The 25,285-nt window shown below is 58.0% G+C and carries 22 protein-coding genes and 2 pseudogenes; 9 read left to right on the top strand and 15 right to left on the bottom strand.

All coding sequences use genetic code 11. The features are described 5' to 3' along the window. The first annotated feature begins 109 nt into the window (after positions 1-109). Genes IVB01_RS05635 through IVB01_RS05625 form a run of 3 tightly spaced genes read left to right on the top strand, consistent with a single transcriptional unit; the run spans position 110 to position 2,113 of the window. A complete protein-coding gene (locus IVB01_RS05635; protein ID WP_247334048.1) occupies positions 110-1,165 on the top strand; it encodes an N-acetyltransferase in 1,056 nt (351 codons plus the stop codon). Further along, complete coding sequence (locus IVB01_RS05630; protein WP_247334049.1) at positions 1,143-1,538, top strand: hypothetical protein; 396 nt, start codon at positions 1,143-1,145, stop codon at positions 1,536-1,538. The genes IVB01_RS05635 and IVB01_RS05630 overlap by 23 nt, the downstream gene beginning before the upstream one ends. Continuing rightward, on the top strand, positions 1,535-2,113 hold the full coding sequence (locus IVB01_RS05625) for an AAA family ATPase (protein WP_247334050.1): 579 nt from the start codon (positions 1,535-1,537) through the stop codon (positions 2,111-2,113). Before IVB01_RS05630 ends, IVB01_RS05625 begins: the two co-directional genes overlap by 4 nt. On the opposite strand, the gene IVB01_RS05620 is transcribed toward IVB01_RS05625, so the two are convergent. From IVB01_RS05620 to IVB01_RS05610, 3 genes are all read right to left on the bottom strand, one after another. After that, positions 2,066-2,605, bottom strand: a complete 540-nt coding sequence (locus IVB01_RS05620; protein WP_247334051.1) for a GNAT family N-acetyltransferase — start codon at positions 2,603-2,605, stop codon at positions 2,066-2,068. The two genes, IVB01_RS05625 and IVB01_RS05620, sit on opposite strands and share 48 nt — an antisense overlap. A gap of 2 nt (positions 2,606-2,607) precedes the next feature. Further along, complete coding sequence (locus tag IVB01_RS05615) at positions 2,608-3,339, bottom strand: hypothetical protein (RefSeq protein WP_247334052.1); 732 nt, start codon at positions 3,337-3,339, stop codon at positions 2,608-2,610. Positions 3,340-3,730: 391 nt separating this feature from the next. Then, on the bottom strand, positions 3,731-4,339 hold the full coding sequence (locus IVB01_RS05610) for a hypothetical protein (RefSeq protein WP_247334055.1): 609 nt from the start codon (positions 4,337-4,339) through the stop codon (positions 3,731-3,733). A gap of 836 nt (positions 4,340-5,175) precedes the next feature. On the opposite strand from IVB01_RS05610, the pseudogene IVB01_RS05605 reads away from it, so the two are divergent. The 4 genes and pseudogenes from IVB01_RS05605 to sugE all read left to right on the top strand — a co-directional run bounded on the left by IVB01_RS05605 (position 5,176) and on the right by sugE (position 10,220). Next, positions 5,176-6,525, top strand: a pseudogene (locus IVB01_RS05605) (IS701 family transposase). Between the two features lie 375 nt (positions 6,526-6,900). Next, entirely contained in the window at positions 6,901-7,083 is a 183-nt protein-coding gene (locus IVB01_RS05600) for a hypothetical protein (RefSeq protein ID WP_247494307.1), read from the top strand. 2,002 nt (positions 7,084-9,085) lie between these two features. Continuing rightward, positions 9,086-9,793: an SPASM domain-containing protein gene (locus IVB01_RS05595; RefSeq protein ID WP_247334057.1), complete on the top strand. Its 708-nt coding sequence runs from the start codon at positions 9,086-9,088 to the stop codon at positions 9,791-9,793. Between the two features lie 112 nt (positions 9,794-9,905). Beyond that, positions 9,906-10,220 (top strand): quaternary ammonium compound efflux SMR transporter SugE, encoded by a 315-nt coding sequence (gene sugE, locus IVB01_RS05590; protein ID WP_247279066.1) that lies wholly within the window; start codon positions 9,906-9,908, stop codon positions 10,218-10,220. 222 nt (positions 10,221-10,442) lie between these two features. On the opposite strand, the gene IVB01_RS05585 is transcribed toward sugE, so the two are convergent. The 3 genes from IVB01_RS05585 to IVB01_RS05575 all read right to left on the bottom strand — a co-directional run bounded on the left by IVB01_RS05585 (position 10,443) and on the right by IVB01_RS05575 (position 13,625). Then, complete coding sequence (locus tag IVB01_RS05585) at positions 10,443-10,562, bottom strand: inorganic phosphate transporter (RefSeq protein WP_247334058.1); 120 nt, start codon at positions 10,560-10,562, stop codon at positions 10,443-10,445. A gap of 1,340 nt (positions 10,563-11,902) precedes the next feature. After that, complete coding sequence (locus IVB01_RS05580) at positions 11,903-12,424, bottom strand: thermonuclease family protein (protein ID WP_247297568.1); 522 nt, start codon at positions 12,422-12,424, stop codon at positions 11,903-11,905. A 454-nt stretch (positions 12,425-12,878) separates the two neighbouring features. Beyond that, positions 12,879-13,625, bottom strand: coding sequence for an energy-coupling factor ABC transporter permease (locus tag IVB01_RS05575; protein WP_247334059.1), 747 nt, complete (start codon positions 13,623-13,625; stop codon positions 12,879-12,881). 541 nt (positions 13,626-14,166) lie between these two features. Between IVB01_RS05575 and IVB01_RS05570 the strand changes: the two genes are divergently transcribed. Then, positions 14,167-14,712 carry a hypothetical protein gene (locus IVB01_RS05570; protein WP_247334060.1) on the top strand — a complete coding sequence of 182 codons (546 nt, stop codon included), beginning with the start codon at positions 14,167-14,169 and terminating at the stop codon, positions 14,710-14,712. A 155-nt stretch (positions 14,713-14,867) separates the two neighbouring features. After that, positions 14,868-14,984: an RMD1 family protein gene (locus IVB01_RS05565; RefSeq protein WP_346659329.1), complete on the top strand. Its 117-nt coding sequence runs from the start codon at positions 14,868-14,870 to the stop codon at positions 14,982-14,984. Positions 14,985-15,992: 1,008 nt separating this feature from the next. On the opposite strand, the gene IVB01_RS05560 is transcribed toward IVB01_RS05565, so the two are convergent. The 9 genes and pseudogenes from IVB01_RS05560 to nifH form a co-directional block, all read right to left on the bottom strand. Continuing rightward, a complete protein-coding gene (locus IVB01_RS05560; protein WP_247494306.1) occupies positions 15,993-16,427 on the bottom strand; it encodes a hypothetical protein in 435 nt (144 codons plus the stop codon). 250 nt (positions 16,428-16,677) lie between these two features. Then, complete coding sequence (locus IVB01_RS05555) at positions 16,678-16,866, bottom strand: hypothetical protein (RefSeq protein ID WP_247334062.1); 189 nt, start codon at positions 16,864-16,866, stop codon at positions 16,678-16,680. Between the two features lie 206 nt (positions 16,867-17,072). After that, complete coding sequence (locus tag IVB01_RS05550; protein WP_247279062.1) at positions 17,073-17,369, bottom strand: ferredoxin family protein; 297 nt, start codon at positions 17,367-17,369, stop codon at positions 17,073-17,075. Positions 17,370-17,410: 41 nt separating this feature from the next. Then, positions 17,411-18,718 (bottom strand): FAD-dependent monooxygenase, encoded by a 1,308-nt coding sequence (locus IVB01_RS05545; RefSeq protein WP_247334063.1) that lies wholly within the window; start codon positions 18,716-18,718, stop codon positions 17,411-17,413. A 10-nt stretch (positions 18,719-18,728) separates the two neighbouring features. Then, on the bottom strand, positions 18,729-19,841 hold the full coding sequence (locus IVB01_RS05540) for an electron transfer flavoprotein subunit alpha/FixB family protein (RefSeq protein WP_247334088.1): 1,113 nt from the start codon (positions 19,839-19,841) through the stop codon (positions 18,729-18,731). Between the two features lie 1,147 nt (positions 19,842-20,988). Next, positions 20,989-21,321, bottom strand: a complete 333-nt coding sequence (nifW, locus tag IVB01_RS05535; RefSeq protein ID WP_247279060.1) for a nitrogenase stabilizing/protective protein NifW — start codon at positions 21,319-21,321, stop codon at positions 20,989-20,991. Between the two features lie 118 nt (positions 21,322-21,439). Continuing rightward, positions 21,440-22,587, bottom strand: a pseudogene (locus tag IVB01_RS05530) (homocitrate synthase); the annotation flags it as partial. Positions 22,588-23,166: 579 nt separating this feature from the next. Further along, entirely contained in the window at positions 23,167-23,895 is a 729-nt protein-coding gene (locus IVB01_RS05525) for a nitrogen fixation protein NifQ (RefSeq protein WP_247334064.1), read from the bottom strand. A gap of 66 nt (positions 23,896-23,961) precedes the next feature. Further along, entirely contained in the window at positions 23,962-24,852 is an 891-nt protein-coding gene (gene nifH / locus IVB01_RS05520) for a nitrogenase iron protein (protein ID WP_026233535.1), read from the bottom strand. Between the last annotated feature and the right edge of the window lie 433 nt (positions 24,853-25,285).

Here is a 25,285-nt window from a genome sequence, read left to right as displayed (position 1 = left end):
CTCACCCCCCGAATCCCCGGCGCAAGAAAGCCCTACCTGATGTACAGGAGATTGTAAGGGCGGCGCAAATCAGTCTAAAAGTTGTGATCACTTGGCATGGGGAGGCAACGTGGTAACCAGACAGCTTCGACTAACGAAATTCCGAGAACTCCGTCTAAGCGACCCATTCTTTGACAGTCTTAAGAGAGGCTACGTCGATTTCGCGGATTGGTTTGCCAAAAAAGCGGACGCGGACGTTTATGTAGTTGAGGACGACGCTTCCGTCCTGAGCGGCATGATTTACCTCAAATCCGAAGAGGGCGCAGTGTCTGACGTCACCCCGCCCTTACCGAAGCTCAAATGGCTGAAAGTAGGCACCCTGAAGATAGAGGGACGGGGTACTAAATTGGGCGAGCGGGTGCTCAAAAAAATCTTCGATACCGCCATCGACGAGAATATGGACGGCATCTACGTGACCATCTTCGATGTGCACGAAGACCTTATCCGTTTGTTTGAACGCTATGGTTTTAAGAAGGTTGGGACGAAGACAACAGATAGCGGCGAGGAACTGGTATACGCTAGACGCCTCGATCAATTCTCGGGCGGCATGATCAGTGATTATCCATTCGTGCACACTGCTGGAAAGAAGGCTTGGCTGCTCGCGGTATACCCCGAATTCCACACGCAGCTCTTGCCAGACTCAATCCTGAATAACGAGCCTCGCGACATCGTTCGGGACGTCTCCCACACGAACACTATCCATAAGGTTTATATCGGCAAGATACCGCTGACCCGCATGTCTCCGGGCGATGCGGTAGTGATCTATCGGACAACGGATCATAAAGGGCCAGCATACTACCGTTCTGTTGCATCATCCATTTGCATCATAGAAGAAGTTCGTCGTAAGAGAGACTTCGCGAATATCGAGGCATTTTTGGACTACACGGCTCCCCACAGCGTTTTCACTGAGGACGAACTGCGAGAGCAGTACGAGGAAAGCGACCGCTTGTATGTTGCGCGCATGACATACAATGTCGCTTTTAATAGGCGCATCACTCGTGGCCGGTTAATGGAAGAGGCGCATGTCACAGAACATCCTCGATGGGATCTTCGTGAACTTACACCGACGCAATTTCGCGCAATTGTGGAGATGGGAGACGTAAATGCGCGTATTGTTATCGATTAAGCCTACTCACGTTGAGAACATCCTCTCTGGCGCGAAAACGTTTGAATTTAGGCGAAAGATATTCTCGCGGCGGGACATCAAGACGGTGCTCATTTACTGCACGCGCCCTGTCGGCCGGCTGGTAGGCGAATTTGACATTGCGGAGATCTTGGAGGGCCATCCGGAGCAGCTGTGGCTCAAAACTAGGTCAGGCTCGGGTATTTCAAAGGAATACTATGATGGCTATTTCTGCGGGCGCACACAGGCCTATGCCCTCAAGATTGGCGCTGTCAGGCCTTTTGCAGAGCACATAAACCCTACTCAACTCGTAGAAAACTTCACCCCACCTCAGTCATTCATGTATGTCGGCCATCGAGGAGCGTCCCTTCTTTGAACCAGCTGAGTGGTAAAATCGGGGTTGTGCTTGTTTTTGGTATCTCTGGGGTAGGTAAGTCGACCGCTTGCGCTTCCTACGTCTCGCGACATCCGTCGGTTTTGCACACGAGCGCCGGAAAGTTATTGCAGGCCGCGAAAAACATTGACAGCGCGCTTCTCCGAACAGATGTTGCAGGCAACATACTGCAAAATCAGCATCTTATCGGAGAGGCACTCAAACGCTATCGGTTGGGCCGCGAAACATCAGACATATTGATTGACGCACATAGCGTCATCGACAACGATCATGAGCTGATCAAAATTCCCGTTGATGTCGTTCGCTTCATGGAACCCAAGGGCCTAGTTCTTCTAGAGGCCCCGCCAGAACTGATAATAGAAAGACGAAAAAACGACCGTCGCTTTCGGCCCTCTCGGACGGCCGAAGAACTCAAAATTCAGATGGAAGTCGCCCGTACGGTTTGCGAAAGTTACGCAAACGAACTGGGCGTACCTCTAGAGATTGGAACGACGTCGCACGGCGGCGATCTAGAAGCGCTTATCGAGCGCATCGTAGCCCGAAGACGGATCGATTAGCGCACCTAAGTAGCGCTGCGGAGTGACATGCTCGTTGTACACAATTTCTGAGGTATTCGGCACGTATAGCCCTTGCTGGACCGATGTCAGGTTGAATCCATAGAAATCAAAAATGCGTTCAAATGCCGGTAACCGATTCTCACTGACCGTCAGATGTGGCTTGTCGTCATCCAGCCAGCGAAGCACTGCATCGAACAAGCGAACGCCAATACCGCGCCCATAATGGCTAGGCGCAATCCGAACAGTGCAGATCTTGTTCTCTTCGGGCTCTCGTTTTCCGATAGCCAATCCAACCAACTGCCCGTGTCTCTCGACACGAAGCAATATTCGGCTTTCGTTTCGAAGGCCGGGAACGACCTTTGTACGAAACCAACTCTCAATCCCCGGATAATCGTACGAAAGTGGGATCAGGAAGGCCAACGCCTCGCTTTCCTGCCTAGTCAGGGGCGCTTCCATGGAGCTGCCGTTCAGAAGGACAGTTGCACTCGTCATTGTCATTTTCCAAACGAAGAAGTCAGCGATGAGAGCCCGCTCTTAAGGATAGCTGTCAGCGAAGGCTCAATCGCCGACGCTGTAAGGTTACCCAAGACGCCAAACGCAAAGGCAATCGCCAAGTAATTCTTCAAAATTTGGCGTCCTGTGCGCCGCGTCTGCATCTTCACAAACGCCGAGAAATCTTTGATCCCGACCGGGTCTATCTCCCGCCAGTGGTAAACCATCATACCATCCGGAATTCCACTTGGGACATAATCATTCCAAAAATTGTGCTCCAACAGGCGGCTTTTATGAAGAAGCCGGCTACTGAGCGTCACGTCGGCAAGCACAGGAACGGCAGTCAAAAATGCGACCCTGGTAATGGTCACCGGCGGCCTATCGGTGGCGTCAGCAAGCATAAGATTCTCTACTCGATTCGGCAACGTACGCGCCTCGTTGAGCCTCAAGTCGACGTATTCGACCTCATCGAACCCACTTTGAAACAGACGATCACGCGGAGTAATTGTTCGAACAAACGGCTCCTTATTGTCGATATACATCCGGAGCCGAAAATACACGGGCGATCCTGGCGTTAGGTTCGTACACACCTCATCGATGGCCTGCCTTGTGATGGTGAGCAAAGTGCCTCCGGAATTCTCCGAGACCGCAAGTTGCCTCTCATCTAGCGCTCCATCTTCCGTCACAAAAATATGGACGCGGCAAAAAGGAGCTCCCTCCTTGAGCAATTCCACGCACTGTGGGCCTCTTCGCGAATTGCAGGTTAGAGGCTCATTGAAGATCCCCTGCGCAATTTCAACCCGTGCGAAGTACGGCGCACAATCCTCAATAGCTGTTACCGGCAAAAAGAATGGAAGGAAGATGTTTACCTTCCCTACCTGAGTAGGCTCGCATAGCCAGACACCCAACTCCAAAAAGTCTCGAACTCGACCGTTCCTTCCTCTAAAATCGACATCACCAGCCACGCGCCAATAATTGCAGTGAACCTCAGCCGTGGCTCCTCCTTGCCTGGTCCGATGGACGCACCAGACTGCAACACTTCCATCGTTACTCATATTAGCCCCCTCAGACCGCAACTAGGTGAATGCGCCGCCAAACGCGGTCCAAAGATATAAGACCAGGACCTCAGCCGCCACCGGCGAATATGCTAAGCCAATACGGACTAAGGCGGACACTCACTGATGAGACACGCCAAGGCGATTGTCCGACCGGATTGTTGCACGTGTAGAGATACAGATTAACTCTGCTCCAAAACCAAGCCAGATCGTCACTCATGTTCAGCGTGACGATCGTCTGATCCGGCTCGAGGAGGTGTTTCTGCACCAGCAGATCGGACTCTGTCGCGCGATGAGTTACGGCGTCCTGACGTTTGAAGAGGTAAGTCTCATCGCCGTAGTCAATGCCGGCGAAGTATCGCACACCATCTATGAATGGCGCGCGCACACCAACGTCGACGCGTTGGTTCGTCGGCAGAAAGTTCGTGGCAATCACGATGGGGGCACCTACCGGATTTCGGCCAGATCGCAACTGCACGGCAAACTCGCCGGGCTGCACGCACTGCTTCTGTGGATCACTGGCGGCGATGGCCTCCCCGCCCGGCGCCGGCGTAGAACCTTGAGCTCCAGGAGCAGGGCCTTTGGTCGGAGCAGGCGATTGCTGGGCCTTAGACGGGATGGCCGAGAGAGAGCCAGCCAGCACCAGCGTATATGCGGCAACGATAAACGATCTCATCATGCGCTTACCGAAGGCGGTTGAGCATCAGCATTAGCATCACTATCATTTACCAGTGGTTGCATCTTCCCTTCAAGCCAACCACTCACGTTATCCCCCGCCGCGCTCCTTCCAAGTGCGGTACGCTTCGCTTGGCTGAAAAGGAGAAGGTATGCGGATTGCAGATTTTTTACGGGGCTGGGGTCTGCTGCACGTGACGAGCAACTCGTTCTCGTTCGACGCTCCACGCACTACAAGGTCCTTATAGGACACTGATGCAGAATTCCTGCCGTTTTGAACAATAAACGATTTCTTCCAGCGCATGAGGCACTGAGCCACAGGAAAGAAGGCGTGAGCCGCGCTCGGATGGATTTTGACATGTGAACGCCCCGTTCGCGTCGCTAGCGCGAACGAAATCCAGGAATGCCTTCGCCGCGGCGGCTGAGTACGCGTTGAAATGCAGGCGCGATAACTCCACTCCTGTTAACTCGAACAATTCAGGATGGGGCGGTCTGTAGCTTCCGAGGATTTGTGTGGCCAGTTCAAAGCCGAGGGAAATATTGCACGACCTATAGATGGTCTCGGTGGCTAGCAAACCGCCGGCAAATCCGCCATTGATCGTTATGTCCGCAATGGGCAGATGAGATTGCCGGTAGTGCGTTGGTTAACATCCCGTGGTCATCGGGCGGCGGCGCTTCGGGGAGCCGATCCAAAGAAGAGCTTCGTATCCCGGCCCTAAGAAGAAAAGCTGCGATTGACTGCCATAAACGCCGCTGATCGCTATGGCTGCAGAGCTAGACACTACTTTGGCAGATTGTTGGATTTGAGCCTTTTATTAGGATTCCCGAATCGATTTTTCAATGATTCATGGGTGGTCGGCTCTTGGAGGGCTGACCATGGCAGAATGGGAAGACGAACTCGAACGCTGGCTGAAGCCGTTCCTGGATCGGCTGGGTCATAAGACCCGACAGCGGATGTGTCCGCTGTACGTTGCGGGGCTAATCGGTCCCCGCGATCGCAAGAGCGTTCAACCGATGGCGGAGCGCGTTGATCGGGCAACTACGATCAACTGCACCATTTCATCGCCGATGGTGTCTGGGACGCGACACCGCTGGAATCGGAACTGCTCAATCAGGCCGACCGGCTTGTCGGCGGCCAGGATGCCGTGCTCGTTATTGACGACACGGCAATGCCGAAGAAGGGTGATCGCTCAGTCGGTGTCGCGGCTCAATATGCGTCGGCTCTTGGCAAAACGGCAAATTGCCAAACGCTGGTGTCACTGACACTTGCGCGCGGCGAAGTGCCGGTAATGGTCGCGCTGCGTCTCTTTCTGCCCGAGAGCTGGACAAGCAATGTGTCTCGTTTGAAGCGCGCCCGCGTGCCGGTCGAACACCGAACCCCACGGTCCAAGCCGGAAATTGCTTTGGCCGAGATTGACCGCGCGATCGCGGCCAACGTGCGCTTTGGGTGCGTGCTGGCGGATGCAGGATACGGGCATAGCGCGCCGTTTCGACAAGGACTGACGGCACGCGGATTGGCCTGGGCCGTCGGCATCCCTCGACATCTCAAAGTATAGCCTGTTGATGTGCAGCTCATCTGGCCGGTGACCAAAGTTCGAGGTCGACCACGAAAGCACCACGTGCCAGATATTTTATCGATCGCGGCAGAACACATGCTGGCGAGCGCCAAGTGGAAGACCGTGAGTTGGCGCGCAGCGGGACGAAAGGTCGACTGAAAGCCCGATTTGCTGCTGTCCGTGTCCGCACCGCCGACGGACCTCCGCAGCGGATATGGGATAAGGGTCAGCAGCATCTCCCAGGCAACGAAGCTTGGCTCATTGGCGAGCAACGCGCCTCAGGGGAGAAGAAATACTATCTGGCCAATCTGCCCGCGGCGGCCGATCTGCGCACACTGGCCGCGACCATCAAGGCACGATGGATTTGCGAGCAGGCGCATCAGCAGTTGAAAGAGGAGCTTGGACTCGATCACTTCGAAGGGCGATCGTGGCAAGGTCTTCATCGTCACGCCCTGATGACTATGATTGCATACGCCTTCCTGCAACACCGCCGCCTCGCACACGCGGGGCGGAAAAAAAGAATCAACGGGCCTCCGCCTCAACCAACCATGCCCGCCGTACGCCACGCCATCGTCGATCTCATCCTTCGACCGCCGTCTCAGCAGTGCCCGTACTGCCGAAAACAACTCCTTGAAAAACCGTGGCGCAAACAGATTCTGCCAAAGTAGTGTAGAGTCCTTCAGACAATTCAGGCCTGAGGGGGACATCGTGATTGTACTTTTTCGCTATGCCGGCGCGGCGCTCATCTTCGGCACGGTCGCCGGCAGCAGCTTTATATGGGGCTTTATCAATCACTTCTAGCTTGCGGCTTCGCGTTAGTCGCTTCACTCATTGTCGTACGTTGCATCGAGCGCGCCTTTGTCAAGAACGCTCACCGCGAAATGGCACGCATCTATGGAGCGGGCTGGGGTCATGCTACAATTATCAGTCAAGGCAGCGGATGCTCCTTGTGGCCACGCTCATCATTTGCTCGATTGTCGATGTCCTCTGATCGGAGGTAGCTGCCCAAATGACCAAGCCTCCCCACCCATTCCAGATCGCTCGAATGGAGCGCTTGCGGGATCTGCTTGCGGTCAATTCGGCAAGCAATACGATCACCGCAGAAGTCACCCCGGCCTCGATGCCGAATGCAGACCATCGAGAAGATCGTGCCAACCCTGGCTCGGAAAACGATCCAGCAAGACATCCTTGAATAGGAGCGCGAGCCAAACGCTCGGGACGTCGAGGCTGGAGCACGCGCCTTCATCTCGGAGAAGTTGGCGCGGCTCACAGCGGGCTTCGCATTGAAAGCGGCAAACTGTCTCGGCGCGTCTGGATGTATAGGCCGGCGACGGATAGCGTACGAACGGCGCCTTTCGGCGAGTTACCAAAACTTACACTGGCTTAAGCTGCCCTCCGGAAACAGACTTCCGAAAAGTGGGTTCAAGAGCGGACCAGCGTTGCCGGATCCGGCGAAATGGGGGTAGCCGCCGAGGATGACAACGTGCGCCACCTCGTCGCACTGAAGGGACCGCCTTTTGTGGCCCCACGTTCTTGAGCAACCGAAAAATCTCGAAGGACCTACCCTGACATTCATAATCCGAGCGTCTCCACCTGGAAATCGATCACGGGATTGGTGGCGAACTTGTCTTTCAGCAGACTGCGAAAACGATGCTCTTCTGCAGCGTCCCGGATATGGTTCTGTCGGAGGCGTTAGAGGCGGTCTGACGGTCACGCGCAGTGCCTATCTGACCGATGCCATTCAAATTTGGGATGAGACGCTAAGGTCGCTAAATGGCGCCGGCGGAAGCGCTGAAAAGTGCCTTTCAGCTCAAAGTCGATCCCTCGCACCTCAAGCCTGATCAGGCGTGCGCCAACGGCGCATCGCCTCAGCGGAAAATGGCACCCGGAGAGCGTGAGCATAGCGACCCGAAGGGGCACGCGGGTCCGAGTGCAGCGACGCGACCGGTTAACAGCGGCACCCGGGAACGGGGCAGTGATAGCGATCGCCGAAGGCGAGCCCCTTTCCCGAGTGCCCCCGGCGAGGAGCATCCGAGCACCATTGCGAATGCCCCTCCTCCCGCGATTTAGGTTCGGGGCCGCTATTGCTGAACAATGCCGCGGAGACGCGCCACGCAGCAGGCGGGAAAGAGAAGCCCAAGGGACTCTGCTTTTCCTGGAATTTGTGAATAGCCTGTGGGTCAGGCTCGATGACGAGATTGTCATCGCGATCATGATATTACCGCGGCCTGAGGCCAAACACATACCAGGCAGGCGTCGATGATGAAAGGATGAGTGGTTCCCGGCTGGTGAAAGCTCTCGATCGCAAAACTCGACGGGTGGCTCGCGACATGCGGAGCTCACAATCTGTGTTAGCTTGCTGAAGAGAGGACTTCCCGGCCGTATCGGCACCTCGTCGGCAGATAGGCTAATCCGTGTCCCGATTCGCGCAAATCGCGCCCGCTCACTCCTATGGTGAGTAGCGTTTTCAACTGTTGAAATTCGCGATTTGCTGGATCAAGGCGAAGACTTTGCATTCTCGACGGGACCAATGGCACTCGCAATCGGAACTTCGCGGGTCGATGCCGGCCACGTTGATCATGATGACGTGGCGCTCGGGGCGGCGGCTACACCGTCACTTTTCATAAGAAAGCTGCCATTCAACTCATTCTCGAGAGAGCTTGAATCGCACGTAGCGTCATATTGTACGCTATCGATTGCGTAGAGTTGCGCCTCGGTTGCGGCATTTGGGACGACATTTATCGCGGACGTATCGAGTTATGGACAGTACCGTCAATGGCATGACTGATGCTTGTTGGAATAAGCGAGACGTTAGACCAACCCCATCGACGCATGTGCACTCGACAGCCGTCCAATGCTGCTGGACTGGGGCGCTAAGGAGAGAGAGCCGTGCCGCTTTCTTCATCTGTCGCGATCGCGCTTGCGACCGTGCCGTTTCGCGCTGATGGACGACGAATCGAGAATGATGCATGGGCGAACCGGCATGAGATGCAAATCGACGGTCCCCCAAGGTCTCTTTGTTCCAAACGCGGAGCGCGAAAGTGGACAATATAGAATCGATGACTCTACAGGAGCTGCGATCCGCAATCAGTGGCGGCAGGGTCTTGGAGATAACTACGACAACGGGCTGTGTCGTCGGATGTTCTTATTGCCCGCAGGACAAGTTTGCCGAACGGCAAAGAGCGATATCCGACGTGAAGCATCTTTCTCTCCAAGATTTCAAGCGATGTCTGGCGCGCGTACCAGCAGCTGTCGACATCAGCTTTTCCGGGTATTCGGAGCCTTGGCTCAATCCGGCTTGCACCGAAATGGTTGAGCATGCCTATGCTTGTGGCCATGGAATCCGAATTTTCACAACCCTGGTAGGGATGAACGGGCGGGATCTAAGACGCTTGCGTGCGCTGCAGTTCCGCGTTTTCCTGGTGCATGTTTTTGATGACGGCACGCACATGGATAGTGGTCTCGTTAGGCGCAACTATGTCGATTTGATGCGCCAACTTGTCGATGCCGACATTTCATCGTTGCTCTTCATAGTCATGGGCGAGGTGCATCCCGAACTTGTCGGCATAATTCCTGACGAAGCGCTGGTTCGCTCGCGTCCGCCGGGCAGCAGGGCTGGCAACAGCGAGAAGATGGTTGGAGCGCGGCAGCCAATCGTTGGAGCACTGACATGCCCTGACGAACGGCAATATCGTAATGTTCTTCTCCCAAACGGCGACGTTACTTTCTGCTGCATGGATTTTGAGCGACGACACGTTCTGGGCAACCTTCTCCGCGACAGGTACAAGGATCTCTTCGAAGGGGCAGCTTTTTGCAAGATTGCCGATCGCATGAACGGAACGGACGGCTTTCTACTTTGTCGATCGTGTGAATTCGCCGAACCAATAACGTCGGAATGCTGATTTTTGAGAGAAGTTGACCCCTCGAAGCGAATCGCGAGCCCTGGCAAGGGTGGCCTTCCAGCTCATCACCACATCAGCCGCGGGACGACCCTGCCATGAACGGAGGGCCGCCATGGCCTGGAGCATTTTGTTGGTCGCCGGCCTGCTGGAGGTCGCCTGGGCAATCGGCCTCAAATACACTGAGGGCTTTACCAAGCCCGTTCCGTCCGTGCTCACGCTCGCGGCCATGGCCGGCAGCGTGATCCTGCTCGGCCTTGCGCTAAAGACGCTGCCCATTGGAACTGCTTATGCGGTTTGGACCGGCATCGGTGCGGTCGGCACCGCAGCGCTCGGGATCATCCTGTTCGGAGAACCGGCCGCCGCGTTTCGCCTTGCCAGCATCGGGCTGATCGTCGCCGGCATTGTCGGGCTGAAGCTCGTGTCCTGACGAAAACATCGAAAGCATTGACCCCACCAGGTCAGCGCCGCAAGGATCGCCGAGGCCGGCACGTCATTCTGCAGGCATAGACGATCGAGCTGGCCACGTTCCAGCGCACCGCTGAGGGGCGCGGCGCCGATAATGGCGAGGAAAGTGGCCAAGCACAAGATGCTGATGCAAGGCCTGTGGGCCGAGACCATCTGGCCGCGACCTGGTCGTGACGCGAAAGCCCTAGCGCACGATACGCCAGCCGCCCATCAGGGTCCCACCGGCATCGGTCTGGCACAATAGCACCACCCAGAACGGCACGAAGAATTCGCTGCCGAGATCGCCGTGCGAATAGAACGGCAATGAACCCAGCTGATCGCAGTCAGGTGAGCTTGCGATCTCTGAGTGAGCTCAGCTCCGCTCCTCGAATCACCGGTGCGACTTCATTGTGTGGTTCCAAAGAAGCTCCATCACCCAATCTCTTTCGCAGGAGCGTTCATGAAATCACCGGCGCACGGCATTCGATTCGTGTTCGACCTCAGACCCGCGGCTTGTTTAAACAACGACCGCTATTGTCGCGTGGACGACATCGCGATTGAAACACGCCGGGAGCTTGCATCGTGCCCGTCGGCAGAGAGTCTGCACACAACGAGGGCATGGGAGCGACGCTGCGAGTTCAGTGGCTCACGCTTCGTTCTGGAAGGCGCGCACTTCGTGTTCGGGAGGTGATATGCGATCTGACGTTTTTGTTCGGGCTGCCGCAGCAGTTGCGCTCGTCGCATGCGGTGTTGCTCATTCAGCGGATCTCCAGCCAGTTGTCAGAGAGCCATGCTGTTTCCAACCGAACGAACAGCTGCATTGTCTTCTGTGGCATTGTTGTGATCGGCGCGTGCAAGGCAGGTCCACACGTCTTTGTCACCGAAACCGCTCATGCGGTGTTAGGCTTCTTACCCGCCCGGCCAAATGCTGGCCTATGTCGGAGCAGCCGTGGCTTGAAAAGGCAATCGCGGCCGATATCGCCAACAGCAGCGAAGTCCGGAAAGGTACCTATGCGGCGTTCCCGCGGCAAAGGGCGCAATTCGACTACCGTCGTTTCGATGGCCCCTGGGAGGCGGCGTTGAGCAAGCGTCGCACCTGCTTGGTCCATCAGATTTGAGCGCGAGTGTATGAGTTTTGGCGGGACAGCAATCTGGCGACCTTTGGGCACAGCTGCGCGCTCTGGGCATGTCAAAACCTAAAAGTTTGAGGCGAATGGCGTGGAGGTAGGCTGCATCCCAAGCCTCATTCGTGTTGCCTACCTCGCCCAGTGGTGCCTTGAACGCCAGTAGCCTTCTTTCTTCCGCTCAACCTGTACCCAGCGGACTCTGATTGTTGTTCCGTGCCACGCCTTTGTCTTGTTTAGGCTCCGGAGAGCCCACCATTCTTCCGAGTAAATGCGGCTCTCTCTCGAACTCGAAAAGGCGCCGCCTTGGCATGACCGCGAGTCCATGGTTCCGAAGAATTACGCCGAGAACGATGGCGTTCCTGCGGCGCTTGCGATTTCTGTCTTGCGACTTTCGCGCTTACGATTGAGACCATCCTACTTCTTTGAGCATGGTTGGGCGGCAGTGGTAAGCTTCACTGCCGGTCGAGGCCAGCTCGCCCGTGACTGCCACTCTGTGCGGAACCGACTCTGGCATATATTCTGGTGTGGGGAATACGAGTCAAGGGTGTGCATTCGCGTCGTCAGAACAGCTGGCTGGTCGACCACCTAACCGAATGCACGCTCGATATAGCCAAGGTACGGCAAAGCTGCCCGCCCACAAGCCCCGTCCGGCACGATCGGCCGCGCGTTGCGCAGCGTGGTATCGTCCCCTGGAGTATCGCGCCCAATCGAGCACGAGACCGTTACGCACCAACCATTCTGCGAGATCGATGCCATCAGCTGAACAGATCGCCATCGTCCGTCCACACTCATCCTCCAGGACTGACAGACAACTGACTTCGCGCTCTGCAACGAAGCTTTCAAGATCGCTCGCGGCCCTGAGGCCACATCGATATTGATTGACGTTGATATCTCGGCACATTTGAGTTTTGTCCGGCGCGTCGATGCCCCAGAGCCGAACGCGTGTCCCGTGAATTTCAAGGGTGTCGGTGCTGATGACCTTTGCCGGCCCCGCCAATTCGCCGGCAAACACGATGCTGCACAGTGCGAGCATGGTCAACACCACGATCAATCCATACATGGCGATCTTCTTTGTCGAACTACGAACATTCCGGCCGAGTGCTGCAGAGCATGGGAAGCCGCCGAACGGCGTGCCATCGCGGCTGTGCTGAGGAGGCTGCTAATGTTGCATGGGTAAGCTCGTTCGACGGATGAATCCCCGTGTATCAGCAGTGCAAGACTCCCCTCGCGTCCAACCTCGCCCCGGATGTTCTGCGACCAGGCTGCTGCGCTGACCGCATCCCGCCATTCCTCCAGGTCGTTGCGGTAGTTCGCTTTGGCCGCATCACGCACCAGCCGGTCGAACTCGGTAGTGCGCGTCCGCTCACTAGCGACCGGACCGACGCGGACGGCCGGCCGCAAGTCGTCGAGATATGATTTCCTGGTCGCCTTGTGCGGAATGAGCATAAGCTCAGCCCCCTCGCTGCCACGGATAGCAGCGAGCGCGCGTCGCCCGGGATCGCGGCAGCCGGCTGCTATCGGGGAAAGCGTACGCATCGCTTGAGCAAAACGGGCGACATGACGGCCATCGTTGCTATCAACAGCAACATGCCTTTTAAGAGCGGTGGGCGACAGATGCCCTCGCACTCACGCCGCCCAATTGGTTTCGCGAGCGCCAGCACAACCAGATCAGCCAGCGGCTCGACCAAGGCCACAACTGCATAGGAAACCGCGAACGATGGGACGTCACCGAGGTTGGCGGCACCGAAGCCCGCGCCATAAAGCGCCCAAAACGCGACCGAGACAACGATAGCAGATTGATACGCAGTCGAGAGCGCAATCGCATTACTGTACTGCAGATCGCGATAGGCAGCCTTGGATGGAATGAGCCGCTTGGCGAGCGCCCGGATCTCAAACAGCGGCACTAGACGCGTCGTGGCATTCATACCATATTGCGGCAGGTCGGTCGGAACAAAGAGCACGCCTTGCAGCAAAAGGCCGAGCGCAAGACCAAGGGCAGCCGGCGCCGCGCCGAACAACAGTGACAGCGTCGAGCGCAGGACGAATTGCACTTCGGAGACCCCAACCGCAAAGTGCGGCAGGATTTCGAAAAACGCGAACACAAGACCCGTCGCGGCGATGGCTTGCACAGCAAATGACATTGCGCCCCGCTCGCGTATGGTCTCGACCACAAGCTTGGCGATGACGCAGCCCGTCGCAATGCCTGTCGCGTACCTCAACACGAGCTTGGCGTCTGTTACTATTCCGGGTTCGATATGCACGGTCTTGAGTCCTTTCTGCCGTTGTACTCGGGCCTTCGCTCAAGAATTTGCCGGGAGCGTTGTCTCTGACGGTTGGAAATGGCACTTCACCTTCGCCACCCTCGGTCCATTTGTAACGTCCTGTTTTCGCCAGATCGGACCGGGTGTGCACTCCGCCTTCGCTCGGTCATTGCGACATTTCATAGCAACAGCTATGCCAGCGCCGCTGCGGCGGTTAAGGCTCTGATTGCCTTGAAGCATCCGGCGGCGCGCAGGATTCGTCGTGTTCTGTAGCCGACATGCTCTGGAGGAAATTGGACACACATCGCGGCCAGTCTTTGGTCAACCTGTGCCGTTTCAGACAATCATTTTCGCTCGCCCATTGAAGCGGAAACTCCTGACGCCGTTGGCGCGAAGACACCGGTTCGGCATCAATCTTGCTCGACCTTGTTTCGAGGACGACGCCTATGGCGCAGCCAAATGTTTGGCGGCCCGGGTCGTCGAAATCCTCCAAGAGCTTGCTGGGTCGTTCGATTGACCTTGCGGCCAAGCATGCACGAACATGGAAATGGCGACGCACCCATCCAAACTTGGAGTCGGAATTTTCTGGATCGCAGCATCATCTCTCAGCGACGCGCCCGGCAAATTCCGCTGCACCATCTGCGACGAAGTTCTGGACGTGTTTGAAGGTCCCGGGAGACGCTATCGTGTCGCAGTCAAACCGGATGCTAAAGTGAACATGGATCAACTTACGTCCGGTAAGCCTGCCGTCTCCGATCAGACGGCGGCTGCCTCGATGCTGAGCATTCGCGCAGTCATGCTGGGCGATCGCATCAGCCCGTCGGCTCTCGAAATCGGAACGCTAGTGTCCTCGACGCCGATCGCTTTCCGCATTCATGCGGGCCTTGTCGTGATCTTCCGCTATGGCGTTGTAGTGCTCATCGGATTGTCGCCCTCGGAAGGAACCGCTCTGATCGAAACCCTGATATCGCGGGCCATCGGTGAACTCAGCTGCTATGAGGAGGAGAGCGCGCAGGCGCAGCTCTGCAACGACCAGAGCGCCGAGGTCATCCTGCCGGGCGGGCGGATTTTGTCTCAGAGAATTTAGCGACGATCGGCTGCCGATCGCCGATAGCTAGCCAAGAGCACGGCGCTGGAGCGAGATAAGTGCCGTGTCGCCGCGGTGTTCGACGTGGTCGTACCCTTTGCACGCGAACTAGCCGAGCGCGGCCGGACGCCGCGGGCCGCAAGGGCATTCTCTAACTGATCGGCAATGCGCTCCTGGTCCAGCAGCACGTCGCGGGCCGCGTCGCCATTGCCGAAAAGCCCGACGCACTCTGGGAGAAGCCGGAACTCGAGCGGCTCTATTCGCGTCTGTAAGACGAATACGAACTGAAGGAGCGTCTTGAGATGCTTAAGCGCTAGCTGTCGGCCATATCCGGAACGGCTAACGCACTGACGGACATCATCGACACACGGCGCTCGCTGCGTCTTGAATGCGTTATAGTCGTGCTGATCGTGATGGAAGTTGCGATCGGATGCTTTCAGATTATTACAGCAGCTCACTGAGTGCGGCTGGCCGTAGCGCGTGAAGGCGCCTTCGTGGGGTTTGAGCGGGCCTACTGACCGACCTGACCAAGCGTTGACGTGGGACGCGCCGTTCGGCCGCACTCAGCTGCGGATTTCGGCTATGTCTTCCGTGCTCGTGGACGCGAGGTTCGGCGAAATCCCGGGGCGCTCGCGAACACAGCAAATAGCCGAGGCGAGTTCGTTTCCCGAGGATCGAGCAAGGATAGGGGGTGTATGGCAGACGCGCGGCGGAGCGTTCATGTCGACGATCCAGCGTCACCCAAGAAGGCCGTTTTGCCCAATTTGCAGCGGGCCGCCACTCAGCTTCTCTGCTGTTCTCGACTTGGTCGCGGAATACTTGCCAGGCCTCCGCCGCCCAGGCGCAGCCAGCGACTACCGAAACAAGGTCGGTCGATTTCACCAGGACGCCTCACTGAGTTGAGCGACTGCCTTTCGCCGCTTTGCCACATCGCCGCGGCTCGGTCGACGTGTCCTGCCGTGATTTCCCTTGCGTGGCTGTTAGCGAACGGTTGCATGATCCGCCAGCGCGAAAACGCGCGCTGCAACTGGACATGAAAGCTCAGAACTGCGGATCTGCCCTCGCGAACGCGAAGGTCGCCGAGCTTGACGCGGCCGGGGCTGCGACCGGGCGTGCATAGCGGCTCCGCGTCAGCGATAAATACTAAACGGATGACAAAGGAACTACGCCGCGAATTTCGACGCGGTTTTGAGCTCGCAAGCAGGCGCCGAGATTTTCTGACGTCCCCATCCGCTCTGGACATTTCATCTGCAGGACTGTCCCTCAAAGCGCCTGGACACTCACGCGCCCTCGGCAGCTCCTCTCAAATCCGCTTCTGAACCGATCCCGGCATGGCGATCCTTCGCTGGCTCGTTCAGGAGCCCGGCGAGCCTGAGGCCCTCAAGGACTCCTTCGAGCCGCTGTTCGCGAATGATTGCGGCCAGCAGCGAAACGGCCTCCTCCCGATCGACGGTGAAGCAGATGTCAGGCGCTCGCTCAACCAACAGGTCCAGCAGGGTCGGAAGGTCAGCAAGGTGGTGGCGTAGGGTCGAGACCACATCATTCGCGAGATAGGTCGCCAAATCAGCATTCGGCGGCGGATCAAAGTCCAAGTCGACCTCGGCGCGCTTCTCGATCGCATGTCTTATCAGCTCGCCCTGCCGTCTTGCATTCATCGAGAGCATGAACACCGCATCCGCGAGGTTCTCGCGCGGCAAGCTTCTCAGTTCGGCCATGCAGGCCCGAACGTCGCCGACCGAACTCTCACAGCGTGCCTCTGCTCGCCGCGCGTTAGCGGCTGCCCTGCTCTTTTGTAATCGAACCATCGTCATGCTCTCCGGCCGATCATATATCCCAGCGATACAGGCGAATGAAAGTGCAAACTTGTGTGCTGCATGCGCGCAGCCCGCCTGACGAACGCGCAACCGCCGGTCGCGCGAAGGAGTCACAAAGCGCTAATTCTGTGATCCGCTCGTGCCTGTCTGTCTACAAGGCGCTCGTGGCACGTTCGTCGGGCCGGCGGCGCGAAGCGAAGTCCTGCTTCGAGCGTTCCGTTTGTAGGTGATAGGCAGCGTCGCGAGGCAGTGGCGGCAGGCGGATCGCCGCGAACTCCAAGGAGGACGAACCGGCCAGATATTGGGGAAGAGAAGCAGGATCCGTCGACAGATCCGACATGGACGACCTAATCCGCCAATGCGCTGCGCCCTGTTTCGGATCCGCTCGCTTTGCCTATCTCCGGGGCATATTATAGCGATGGCAAGGCCCCCCCGGTAGATGCAAACATTGGGACTCGATTGAATCAGGTGAAATCTCAACTTCGCGCGTGATTTCGTTGTATGGCGAGAACGCCGCAGCCTGCCAATCAGCCCTGCCCCGAAGCTTTAACCAAATTTGAATAGCACACCGTAACCGCCACGTGGGTAGCTCCACTCGATATCGCCACTTTCTTCGCAGATCACCCGGCAGGTACCGCACTCGATACATCCGTCGACTGTCACCTCAACATGACCTTTATCGCTGAGCTCGTAGCACCGTGCAGGGCAGGCCTTCAGCATCGATAAGAGCCGCGAGGATGGTGTGGTGTGCGGCCGCACCTTGATATGGGCACGGCCGGAATCAACGAGATAGCGGTTGTAGAATAGTTTGTCCTCGACACGTCGGGATGGCTCGCTCGGCATTGTTTCTGGCTCCGTCGTTCGTCGTTGTCTTTGGTTTGTGATCACCGCCAGGCCCGGGCAATGCGCAGGGCATCGCTGAACAGTCCACTCCACGACCGCGCCTTGATGAACGAGCTCAGCATCAGCTTCTCTTTCTCAAGCTTTGGTGTGCCGTCGACGCGCACGTAATCCTGCATCGCCTTGGAGAAGAGCTGCGGATATGTGAGAAAGAAGTTCTGCGAGTGGGTATGCATCAGTGCCGGCATATCCTTGTACTTCTTCAGGTCCTTGATCACGAACGAATCATTCAGCAGCTTTTTGTAAAGCGAAAGATTTTTGGCCGTCATCGGATCATTTCGCGATTTGATAAGGCAGATCGCTTCCGCGGCGATACGGCCCGACGTCATCGCCAGATTGGACCCCTCGCGATGGATGGCGTTGTTGAGCTGGGCGGCGTCTCCGACAACGACCCAGCCCTCACCACAAAGCTGCGGGATCGCCTTGTATCCACCTTCGGGGATCAAATGCGCGGAATATTCCTTTACTTCCGAACCCTCGATCAACGGCGCGACGGACGGGTGACGCTTGAACCCCTCGAGCAGGCCGTAAGGCGTCTCGCCGGTACGCTGGAAGTCGGCAACAAGACAGCCGATACCGAGCGATATGCATTCCTTGTTGGAATAGATGAAGCCCATACCGGTCATGCCGCGGGAGATGCTTCCGGCGGCTTCGATGACGAGCCCCTCGTCGCCTTTTAGATTGAAGCGAGCATCGATTGTCTCGCGCGATAGGAAATGCATCTCCTTGACCGCGAGTGCGACCTTGTCCGGTTTCGGCCGCGTTCTTAAGCCCGCACCCGTTCCCAGCACTCCGTTCACCCCCTCGGCCAGCACGACGACATCTGCATGGATTTTACCCCCATCTCGATCTGTGCGCACCCCGACGACCCTCCCATCGGAATCCTGGAGGAGCTCGGTCACCGTGGTCTCGCACAGCACCGTGGCGCCGGCCTCGCGGACCTTCTGCGAGAACCATTTATCGAACTGGGCGCGGATGATGGTGTAGCGGTTCGGCTTTTCCTCGTTGAAGTCATCGGAGCGATAGTGAATCCCGGTGTGCGAACGCTCGTCCACGATCCAGAAGCGTTGCTCGACGAGATGCCGCTCAAGCGGTGCATCTTCTCGGAAATTCGGGATCAGCTTCTCCAGCATATCGGCATAGAGGATGGCGCCTTGCACGTTCTTCGACCCCGAATACTCGCCGCGCTCCAGCTGCAGCACTTTTAGGCCCCGTTCGGCCATGATCAGCGCTGCCGCATTCCCGCCCATGCCAGCACCGACGACGATCGCGTCGAATCTTTCCTCGATCATACAAGCTCCCCTATCCAGCGATGCGGTCGTGCGAGTGCGGCGACAGCTGCGCGCGGAATGCAGAGGTCAATGCGGGCAACAGTCGAATGGCGTCGGTGACGATGCCGATGTGGGCGAAGTCGAAGATCGGGGCGTTCTTGTCGGTGTTGATGGCAACGATGAGGTCGCCCCCCTCCACGCCAACGCGATGCTGGATCGCGCCGGAAATACCGGCCGCGATATAGAGCTTTGGCCGAATGGTTTTCCCGGTCTGGCCGATTTGTCGGTCCGAGGTGACCCAGCCCTTCTGGACCAGCGGCCGCGAGCAGCCATATTCGGCGCAAAGCACGTCCGCGAGCTGCTGTACCAGTTGGAAGTTCTCAGGCGACCCCAGACCGAGCCCTCCAGCGACGACCACGTCGGCATATGCGAGGTTGGACTTTTTAGAATCGCGGTCTGGCAGGAACGACAGCACCTTTGTGACGATATCTTCTTCTACAAGCCCGAGCGGATGCGAGATGACGCGCCAGACCGCGCCGGTCACGCGCTCGGGCATCGGCATCACGCGCGGACGGACGGTTGCCATCTGTGGACGGTAGTTCAGTGTGTAGATCGTGCACAATAGTGAGCCGCCAAACGTCGGCCGGGTCGCTGCAAGCGAGCCGTCGGCATCGACATCGAGTTCGGTGCAGTCGGCAGTTAGGCCGGTGAGCAGTGTGGTGGCCACTGAACCGGCGAGATCGCGGCCGAGTGTAGTTGCCCCTAGGAGTAGGATTTCCGGCTTGTACGTATTGACCAGCTCTGACAGGGCCTTGGTGTAGGATTCATTGCGATAATCGGCCAAGAGATCATCCGCGACGATATAGGCGAGGTCGGCGCCGTAGCAGAAGGATTCGGCGACCGCCTGCTGCGTTGTCTCCCCGACTGGGCCGATGACAACCGCGGCGAGGTCAACGTTGAGCTTGTCGGCAAGCCGTCGGCCGGCACCCATCAGCTCCCAGGAGACGGGGTGTACTATCCCGCGTTCCTGCTCGATGAAGACCCAGACGTGCTTATACGCTTTGAATCGTTCGGGCAGCTCCCTCTTGGTCGCCGCGCGACCACCACCCGCGGCCGGAGCTGCGCTTTTGGGTGCGGTGCTCATCATCTGTACTCCCATCCGTGTTCAGTAGCGGCTCGCCAGCGAAGCGTGCTCCGCCTCCAGCTTTGACTTCGCGGGTGAAGATTGCTTCAGTTAACGTTCGGCCGCGTGCACGCTCTCATTTTGTCAACACCGCCTGGCAGCAGCGCGGGGCCGAGACACCCATTGCTGGACTTTTGTCGACGAGCCCGGAAGCACGCGCTTCGGGTTCTTTCCGGGTTCGGCATTCTGGGGCCACCATTTGGCAACTAGTGAGGCGCGCAACCGCGCGGTCACGCGAGCCGATCGATTGCTCCCCCTCATCTTGGAGATGCAACCGAGCTGGAACAGATCGAGGACCTACGTGAGGCTCGGCTGGCGCCATTGTCGGCCGCGAGCTTGCCGGTGAAAACGCGATCCATTACTCTGAATGCCCTCGCAATCTTGCCGATTGCAGCGACACGCCCGCAACTCTTGGCGAGGGCACAAGGGCCGGCGGTGAAGCCGCCCGTCAACGGCGCCGCGCGGCCGGCGCTGGAGAGCAAGGTGTCCCGCCGGGAAGTCTCGGCCATAGATCGGCCAACGGGAGTGATTTCGTCGACGAATCTTTGGCGCGGATCAAGCGCAGCTTTCAGCTCAGCCAGGCCGGAATATGCAACCATCGCTTTGGCGTCGTGACGCATCATGATGCCGGCAGGCAGCGCGCGCGAAACTGCGCGGCGTCCAAAACAAACTCGATGCGGACCAAGATGTGCATTCGCTTCTCCAGACTAGCTGAGCATATGTCAGCAATTGTCGTACCAATTGCGCAGACGGTGAAAATTGACCGCCAATACAGAATCTTACTGAAGGAAATCGGATTGGCAGCCTCTCACGAGGATCGGAACATTCGAAACCGTGCTGACCCGTGTCCGGAATGCGACAGAAGACAGTCATCCGAACCTTGCTGCGCTTTCCTCGCTAAATATGCGCTCCCCGCTGCCGGCGTACCATTGCAGGAGATAGCTGCACCATGAGACCAGCTTGAAACGACGGAAATATCCGGGCTGAGCCGTGATTACCTTAAGGAGCCGAGTCCAAGCTGCGGATCCGCGAGGCCCGTAACTGCAACTTGGGTCGTTGGCAGGTTCTCTGAACCTTCACGCTCCAGAGCACGAGATATAAACTCAATTCACTCCAAAGAACCGAGCTGCACCAATGCTGGATGCTTGTTCGGTTGTGGTGCGGCCGCATCCTTCAGGACCTTGAACACGCGCTGTTCGATCGGGGAGGACGTGACGAAGTCGGCATAGGCGCGCTCAAGCGTGGCCTTGCAACGCGAGGCGATGTCAGGATCTGATGCACCGGTAAACTCCTCGCCGGCGAGATATTGACCCATGCGACGAAGGATATGAAGCCGCGCCACGTCGATGATTTTCGCATTGTACTCGACGCCGAGCAGTGCAAAAAACTCCTCTGCCGCCGAGGCCTTGTTCAATTGCGAAAGGATCCCGTCCGTCGTCATTTTCAACCTCCATTAGATCCGCGCCGAGAAACCGTCCTGGCTCGAATGTTCCAACCTGATCGCGCGATGCGCATTGCTGACCACCCGATCGCCCTCGGTTGACGAGCGATCTCTCGTGAATGTCGCGCCAGATCGCCACCACCGTTTTCTGGGAAACTGGGCCTTTGTGCTCGATGGCATGCTTGCTGACGCGCGCGAGAATGGTTTCGGTTTGCTCGGCGGTGACCGAAACCTGCAACTCGGACAAGAGCGAAGTGATAGCGGCAAGGCCTGAATGCTTGCCGATCACAATGCGGTGGGAGCGGCCGAGTAACTCCGGGTCGAGCGCTTGGTAGGTGGGCCGGTCTTTTTGAGAGCCCACGTGGATGCCGGGTTTATGGGTAACGACATGCTCGTCGACAATCGCCTTGTTGAGCGCAATGGTGCGGCACGCTGCGGCTGCAACGGCGGCCGCGAGCTTGTCCAGTTCAGATACCAGCACGCCGGTATCACGGCCGTAGAGCTGCCTATCTGCGACGGCAACTTCCTCCAGCGGCGCATTGCCGGCTCGCTCGCCCAGTCCAATGACCGTCACAGAGGCGTGCGTCCCACCGGCCTTGATCGGCGCCAGCGTATTAGCCGTCGCTAGCCCAAGATCGTCATGGCCGTCGAATTCGAGCTCGAGATCGGTGCTGGCGCGCAGTGCGGCCACGAGCGCGAAGGACGCGTCGGGATCGAGCACGCTCAGCGTATCTGCGACACGAAAGCGCCGCGCGCCGGCCGCCTTGGCGATTGCGATCAGGTCGATCATGAAGTTGACATCGGCACGCGAGGAGTCTTCGCCCTCCACCGCGACATACAGTCCCTTGTTGCGAGCATAGGCCACGACGCGCATCACCCGCTCCAGCGCGGCCAAGCGGCCGCCACCGAGTTTCGCCGCAATCTGCACGTCGGACGATGGAATCGATAGGCTGACCATCGAAACACCGGCCTCGATCGCCGCATCGACGTCCGCGGGTTTCATCGGCACCAGCCGATGATCGTGGCCGCAAGGCCCGCTTCGGCGACCGCTCGGATCGCGGTAATCTCTTCCTGACCCATCGCCGGCGTTCCGGCCTTGATCTGCGTGACTCCGGCCGCGGCCAGCGCACGCGCGATCGAGACCTTTTCCGGTGTCGTGAAGGCCACGCCGGGTGTCTGTTCGCCGTCGCGCAAGGTGGTGTCGTTAAGGACTATGGACCTCGACCGATCTTTGTCGGGCCCGGTAATTGCGGCGGCGAACGCCATCAGCGGCTCCGTATGTTTATTCCGGAAGCTGTTCAGCAACTGCTGTGCCAACCCGCTCGAATTCCCAAGAACCTGTGAATGACGCCGAATTTCAGATTAGTCGGGTGTGTCGCAAATCCGACAGGGTGGAAACGGCGGAGCGCCAGGTTCGGTGCGCTTGCGACCGAGCTGAAGGCAGGCGCCGAGCTTGGAAGCTTGCTAGCCGGCCAACGGTTCGGGCCTCACCTCAAGCTACAGCACTTCGGGGAAGACGCGTGCATTCCGGCGCTTAAGAAGATTTTTGAGCCATCGGGTTCGGTCCAACCACAAGTCGGTGTTCGTAAATAAGTTCAGCGGGGCGCGATCAAGAGGCGGATGTTGGCGTCGATCATCGCGTCAACATAGAACATCTCGGCGGTAAATGTGACGGTCGCCTCCGCCAGTTATCAAGCCGCGATCATCAGGCGCCGCCGCGTCCTGCTTAGGCCGCCTGCGCGAAGTTGTTTGTGTCTTTTAAAACCCGTCTCGTCATGTGACAGCTAGCCGAAAGCTCGTCCGATACACCCGGACTCGCGCCTGGAGGGGGCATCCATTATGAGCTCAGTCTTGCGAACTTGGGATGGCTTGGACTGAGTCATCGAGACGACGCAGATGATCCCGCCGGCGTCCGGCCATCCGGCTCTCCCCGCTCTCCTCGCCGAAGCAAAGATCAAAATCATTGCATTCCGTGCAGACCGGCGTGGTACACACCACCAGACCGTCATCTTCGCATAGCGTGCGATAGAAGAAGCGCTTCCAGCGCATGTTCTTGGTGTTGCGAGCCGCCAGCGGCCCGAAATGGCGCATCAGGAGGCGGGACAATTCGTCCCGCTCCCGCAGACCGAGATCTTCCCACAGGTGATTAGGCTCCATGGCGCGCCGCGCGATCATCGTCGCGAGCCAACCGCCGACCTCGCCATGAGTGGAACGTTGCGCAAGCAGGAGGTCGCGCACCATAATCGTCTCGTCAGGAGCCGGTAACGCGGACTGTTCGCGCCAGGTACAACTCCTGACTGGGGTGGATGGGAAGTATTGCACCAAGAGCGCATCGAGCTCCTGGTTAGTCAAGCCAGCCCGTTCGGGAAGTTGGCCGCCATCCATAGCGGATGCGGCGAGAACGCAAGCGAGCACATGGCGATCGAAATCGTCATCGTCGCTGATGTCGACTTCTGTTGGATGGCGCCCGGTCAGAAGCCCGTAGAGCTCACTTGCGTCGCGCTGCTCGGCGATGTGAGCTGCTGATACAGGAGATGACATCGTATCGGCCAATTTGCTTTGTGTGCCAATCATGAAGGTCCCCCAGCTTCTGAGTGGACGATGTCGGCCTTCCCCGGTCGAGAAGGCCGACAACATCAACTATGCCGAAACAGCGGCGAGCTCGGCGGCGGTCTTGCCGACCAGGCTCTCGTCGACAGGCTTGATGATGCCGTGCTCCATGAGCATATCCTCGAGCTCGTCCATGCTGATTGGCGTCGGGATGGCGCCTTGTCCCGCATTGTTGTGGATCTTGGTCGCGAGATTGCGATAGTGATCCGCCTGCTTGGACTCTGGCGCGTATTCCAGCACAGTCATGCGGCGCAGCTCCGCGTGCTGCACGACATTGTCTCGTGGCACGAAGTAGATCAGCCGGCTGCCGAGCTTCTTGGCAAGAGCATCTGCCAGCTCCAGCTCCTTGTCCGTCTGCCGCTCGTTGCAGATCAGGCCGCCGAGGCGCACGCCGCCGGAATTCGCATACTTCAGAATACCCTTGGAGATGTTGTTGGCGGCATACATCGCCATCATCTCGCCGGACATCACGATGTAGATTTCCTGTGCCTTGTTCTCGCGGATAGGCATCGCGAAGCCACCGCAGACAACGTCGCCGAGCACGTCGTAAGAGACATAGTCGATGTCCTCATAGGCGCCATTCTCCTCCAGAAAGTTGATCGAAGTGATCACGCCTCTTCCGGCGCACCCCACCCCCGGCTCTGGACCGCCGGACTCGACGCATCGAATGTCCTTGTAGCCGAGCTTGATGACGTCCTCGATTTCGAGGTCCTCAACGCTGCCGGCATTCGCCGCCAGACTCAGAATGGTGTCCTGCGCTTTGGCGTGCAGGATGAGGCGAGTCGAGTCCGCTTTGGGATCACAGCCAACGATGAGAATCCTTTGACCCAGCTCAGCAAGAGCCGCCAGCGTATTTTGCGACGTTGTCGATTTACCGATGCCACCCTTGCCATAAAACGCGATTTGTCTCAGCGAAGACATGTTGCTCTCCATCAACCGATTGCCAATTTTTCGCGCGGAACGCGCGAGGCTGTTTCTCTCTCTCAGAAACGTGGGCACACGGGTTTCGGGAAGGAGGCCATCGCTCGCCATCGGCGTCGGCGTGCCCTCAGCCCTCACTCGTTGTTGCTGCATCCAGTTAGCAACTGGCGTGCCATTCGTTCGCACGCGCGTTAAGCATCTGACTAGGCTCGACTAATAGCGCAGCGTCCGAGACTGGATGCTGTGGCGGACCCGACAGCGGCAAGAGCTCTGAGACAAACCCGACAAAGCCGGCGCGTGGATTCCACTACGAGTGCCGGGCGAAAGAGCGCGGAACGGGGAATGCCGGGCCAAGTCAATTGAGGACCATCCGGTGCAGATGGGGTTCGAGGACACGCCAGCATCAAAGGCGAATGTTCCACGACCGGCATGA

It is taken from the genome of Bradyrhizobium sp. 164, from assembly GCF_023073715.1.
Lineage (GTDB): Bacteria > Pseudomonadota > Alphaproteobacteria > Rhizobiales > Xanthobacteraceae > Bradyrhizobium.
Note: the sequence above shows the minus strand (reverse complement) of the source record. Positions and strands in the feature narration are given on the sequence as shown.

Coding starts and splice junctions, on each gene's coding strand:
- IVB01_RS05630 (WP_247334049.1), top strand. CDS start 1,143: ATGCGCGTATTGTTATCGATTAAGCCTACTCACGTTGAGAACATCCTC.
- IVB01_RS05620 (WP_247334051.1), bottom strand. CDS start 2,605: ATGACGAGTGCAACTGTCCTTCTGAACGGCAGCTCCATGGAAGCGCCC.
- IVB01_RS05610 (WP_247334055.1), bottom strand. CDS start 4,339: ATGATGAGATCGTTTATCGTTGCCGCATATACGCTGGTGCTGGCTGGC.
- IVB01_RS05600 (WP_247494307.1), top strand. CDS start 6,901: ATGACCAAGCCTCCCCACCCATTCCAGATCGCTCGAATGGAGCGCTTG.
- sugE (WP_247279066.1), top strand. CDS start 9,906: ATGGCCTGGAGCATTTTGTTGGTCGCCGGCCTGCTGGAGGTCGCCTGG.
- IVB01_RS05580 (WP_247297568.1), bottom strand. CDS start 12,424: ATGTATGGATTGATCGTGGTGTTGACCATGCTCGCACTGTGCAGCATC.
- IVB01_RS05570 (WP_247334060.1), top strand. CDS start 14,167: ATGGAAATGGCGACGCACCCATCCAAACTTGGAGTCGGAATTTTCTGG.
- IVB01_RS05560 (WP_247494306.1), bottom strand. CDS start 16,427: ATGGCCGAACTGAGAAGCTTGCCGCGCGAGAACCTCGCGGATGCGGTG.
- IVB01_RS05555 (WP_247334062.1), bottom strand. CDS start 16,866: ATGTCGGATCTGTCGACGGATCCTGCTTCTCTTCCCCAATATCTGGCC.
- IVB01_RS05550 (WP_247279062.1), bottom strand. CDS start 17,369: ATGCCGAGCGAGCCATCCCGACGTGTCGAGGACAAACTATTCTACAAC.
- IVB01_RS05545 (WP_247334063.1), bottom strand. CDS start 18,718: ATGATCGAGGAAAGATTCGACGCGATCGTCGTCGGTGCTGGCATGGGC.
- IVB01_RS05540 (WP_247334088.1), bottom strand. CDS start 19,841: ATGAGCACCGCACCCAAAAGCGCAGCTCCGGCCGCGGGTGGTGGTCGC.
- nifW (WP_247279060.1), bottom strand. CDS start 21,321: ATGACGACGGACGGGATCCTTTCGCAATTGAACAAGGCCTCGGCGGCA.
- IVB01_RS05525 (WP_247334064.1), bottom strand. CDS start 23,895: ATGATTGGCACACAAAGCAAATTGGCCGATACGATGTCATCTCCTGTA.
- nifH (WP_026233535.1), bottom strand. CDS start 24,852: ATGTCTTCGCTGAGACAAATCGCGTTTTATGGCAAGGGTGGCATCGGT.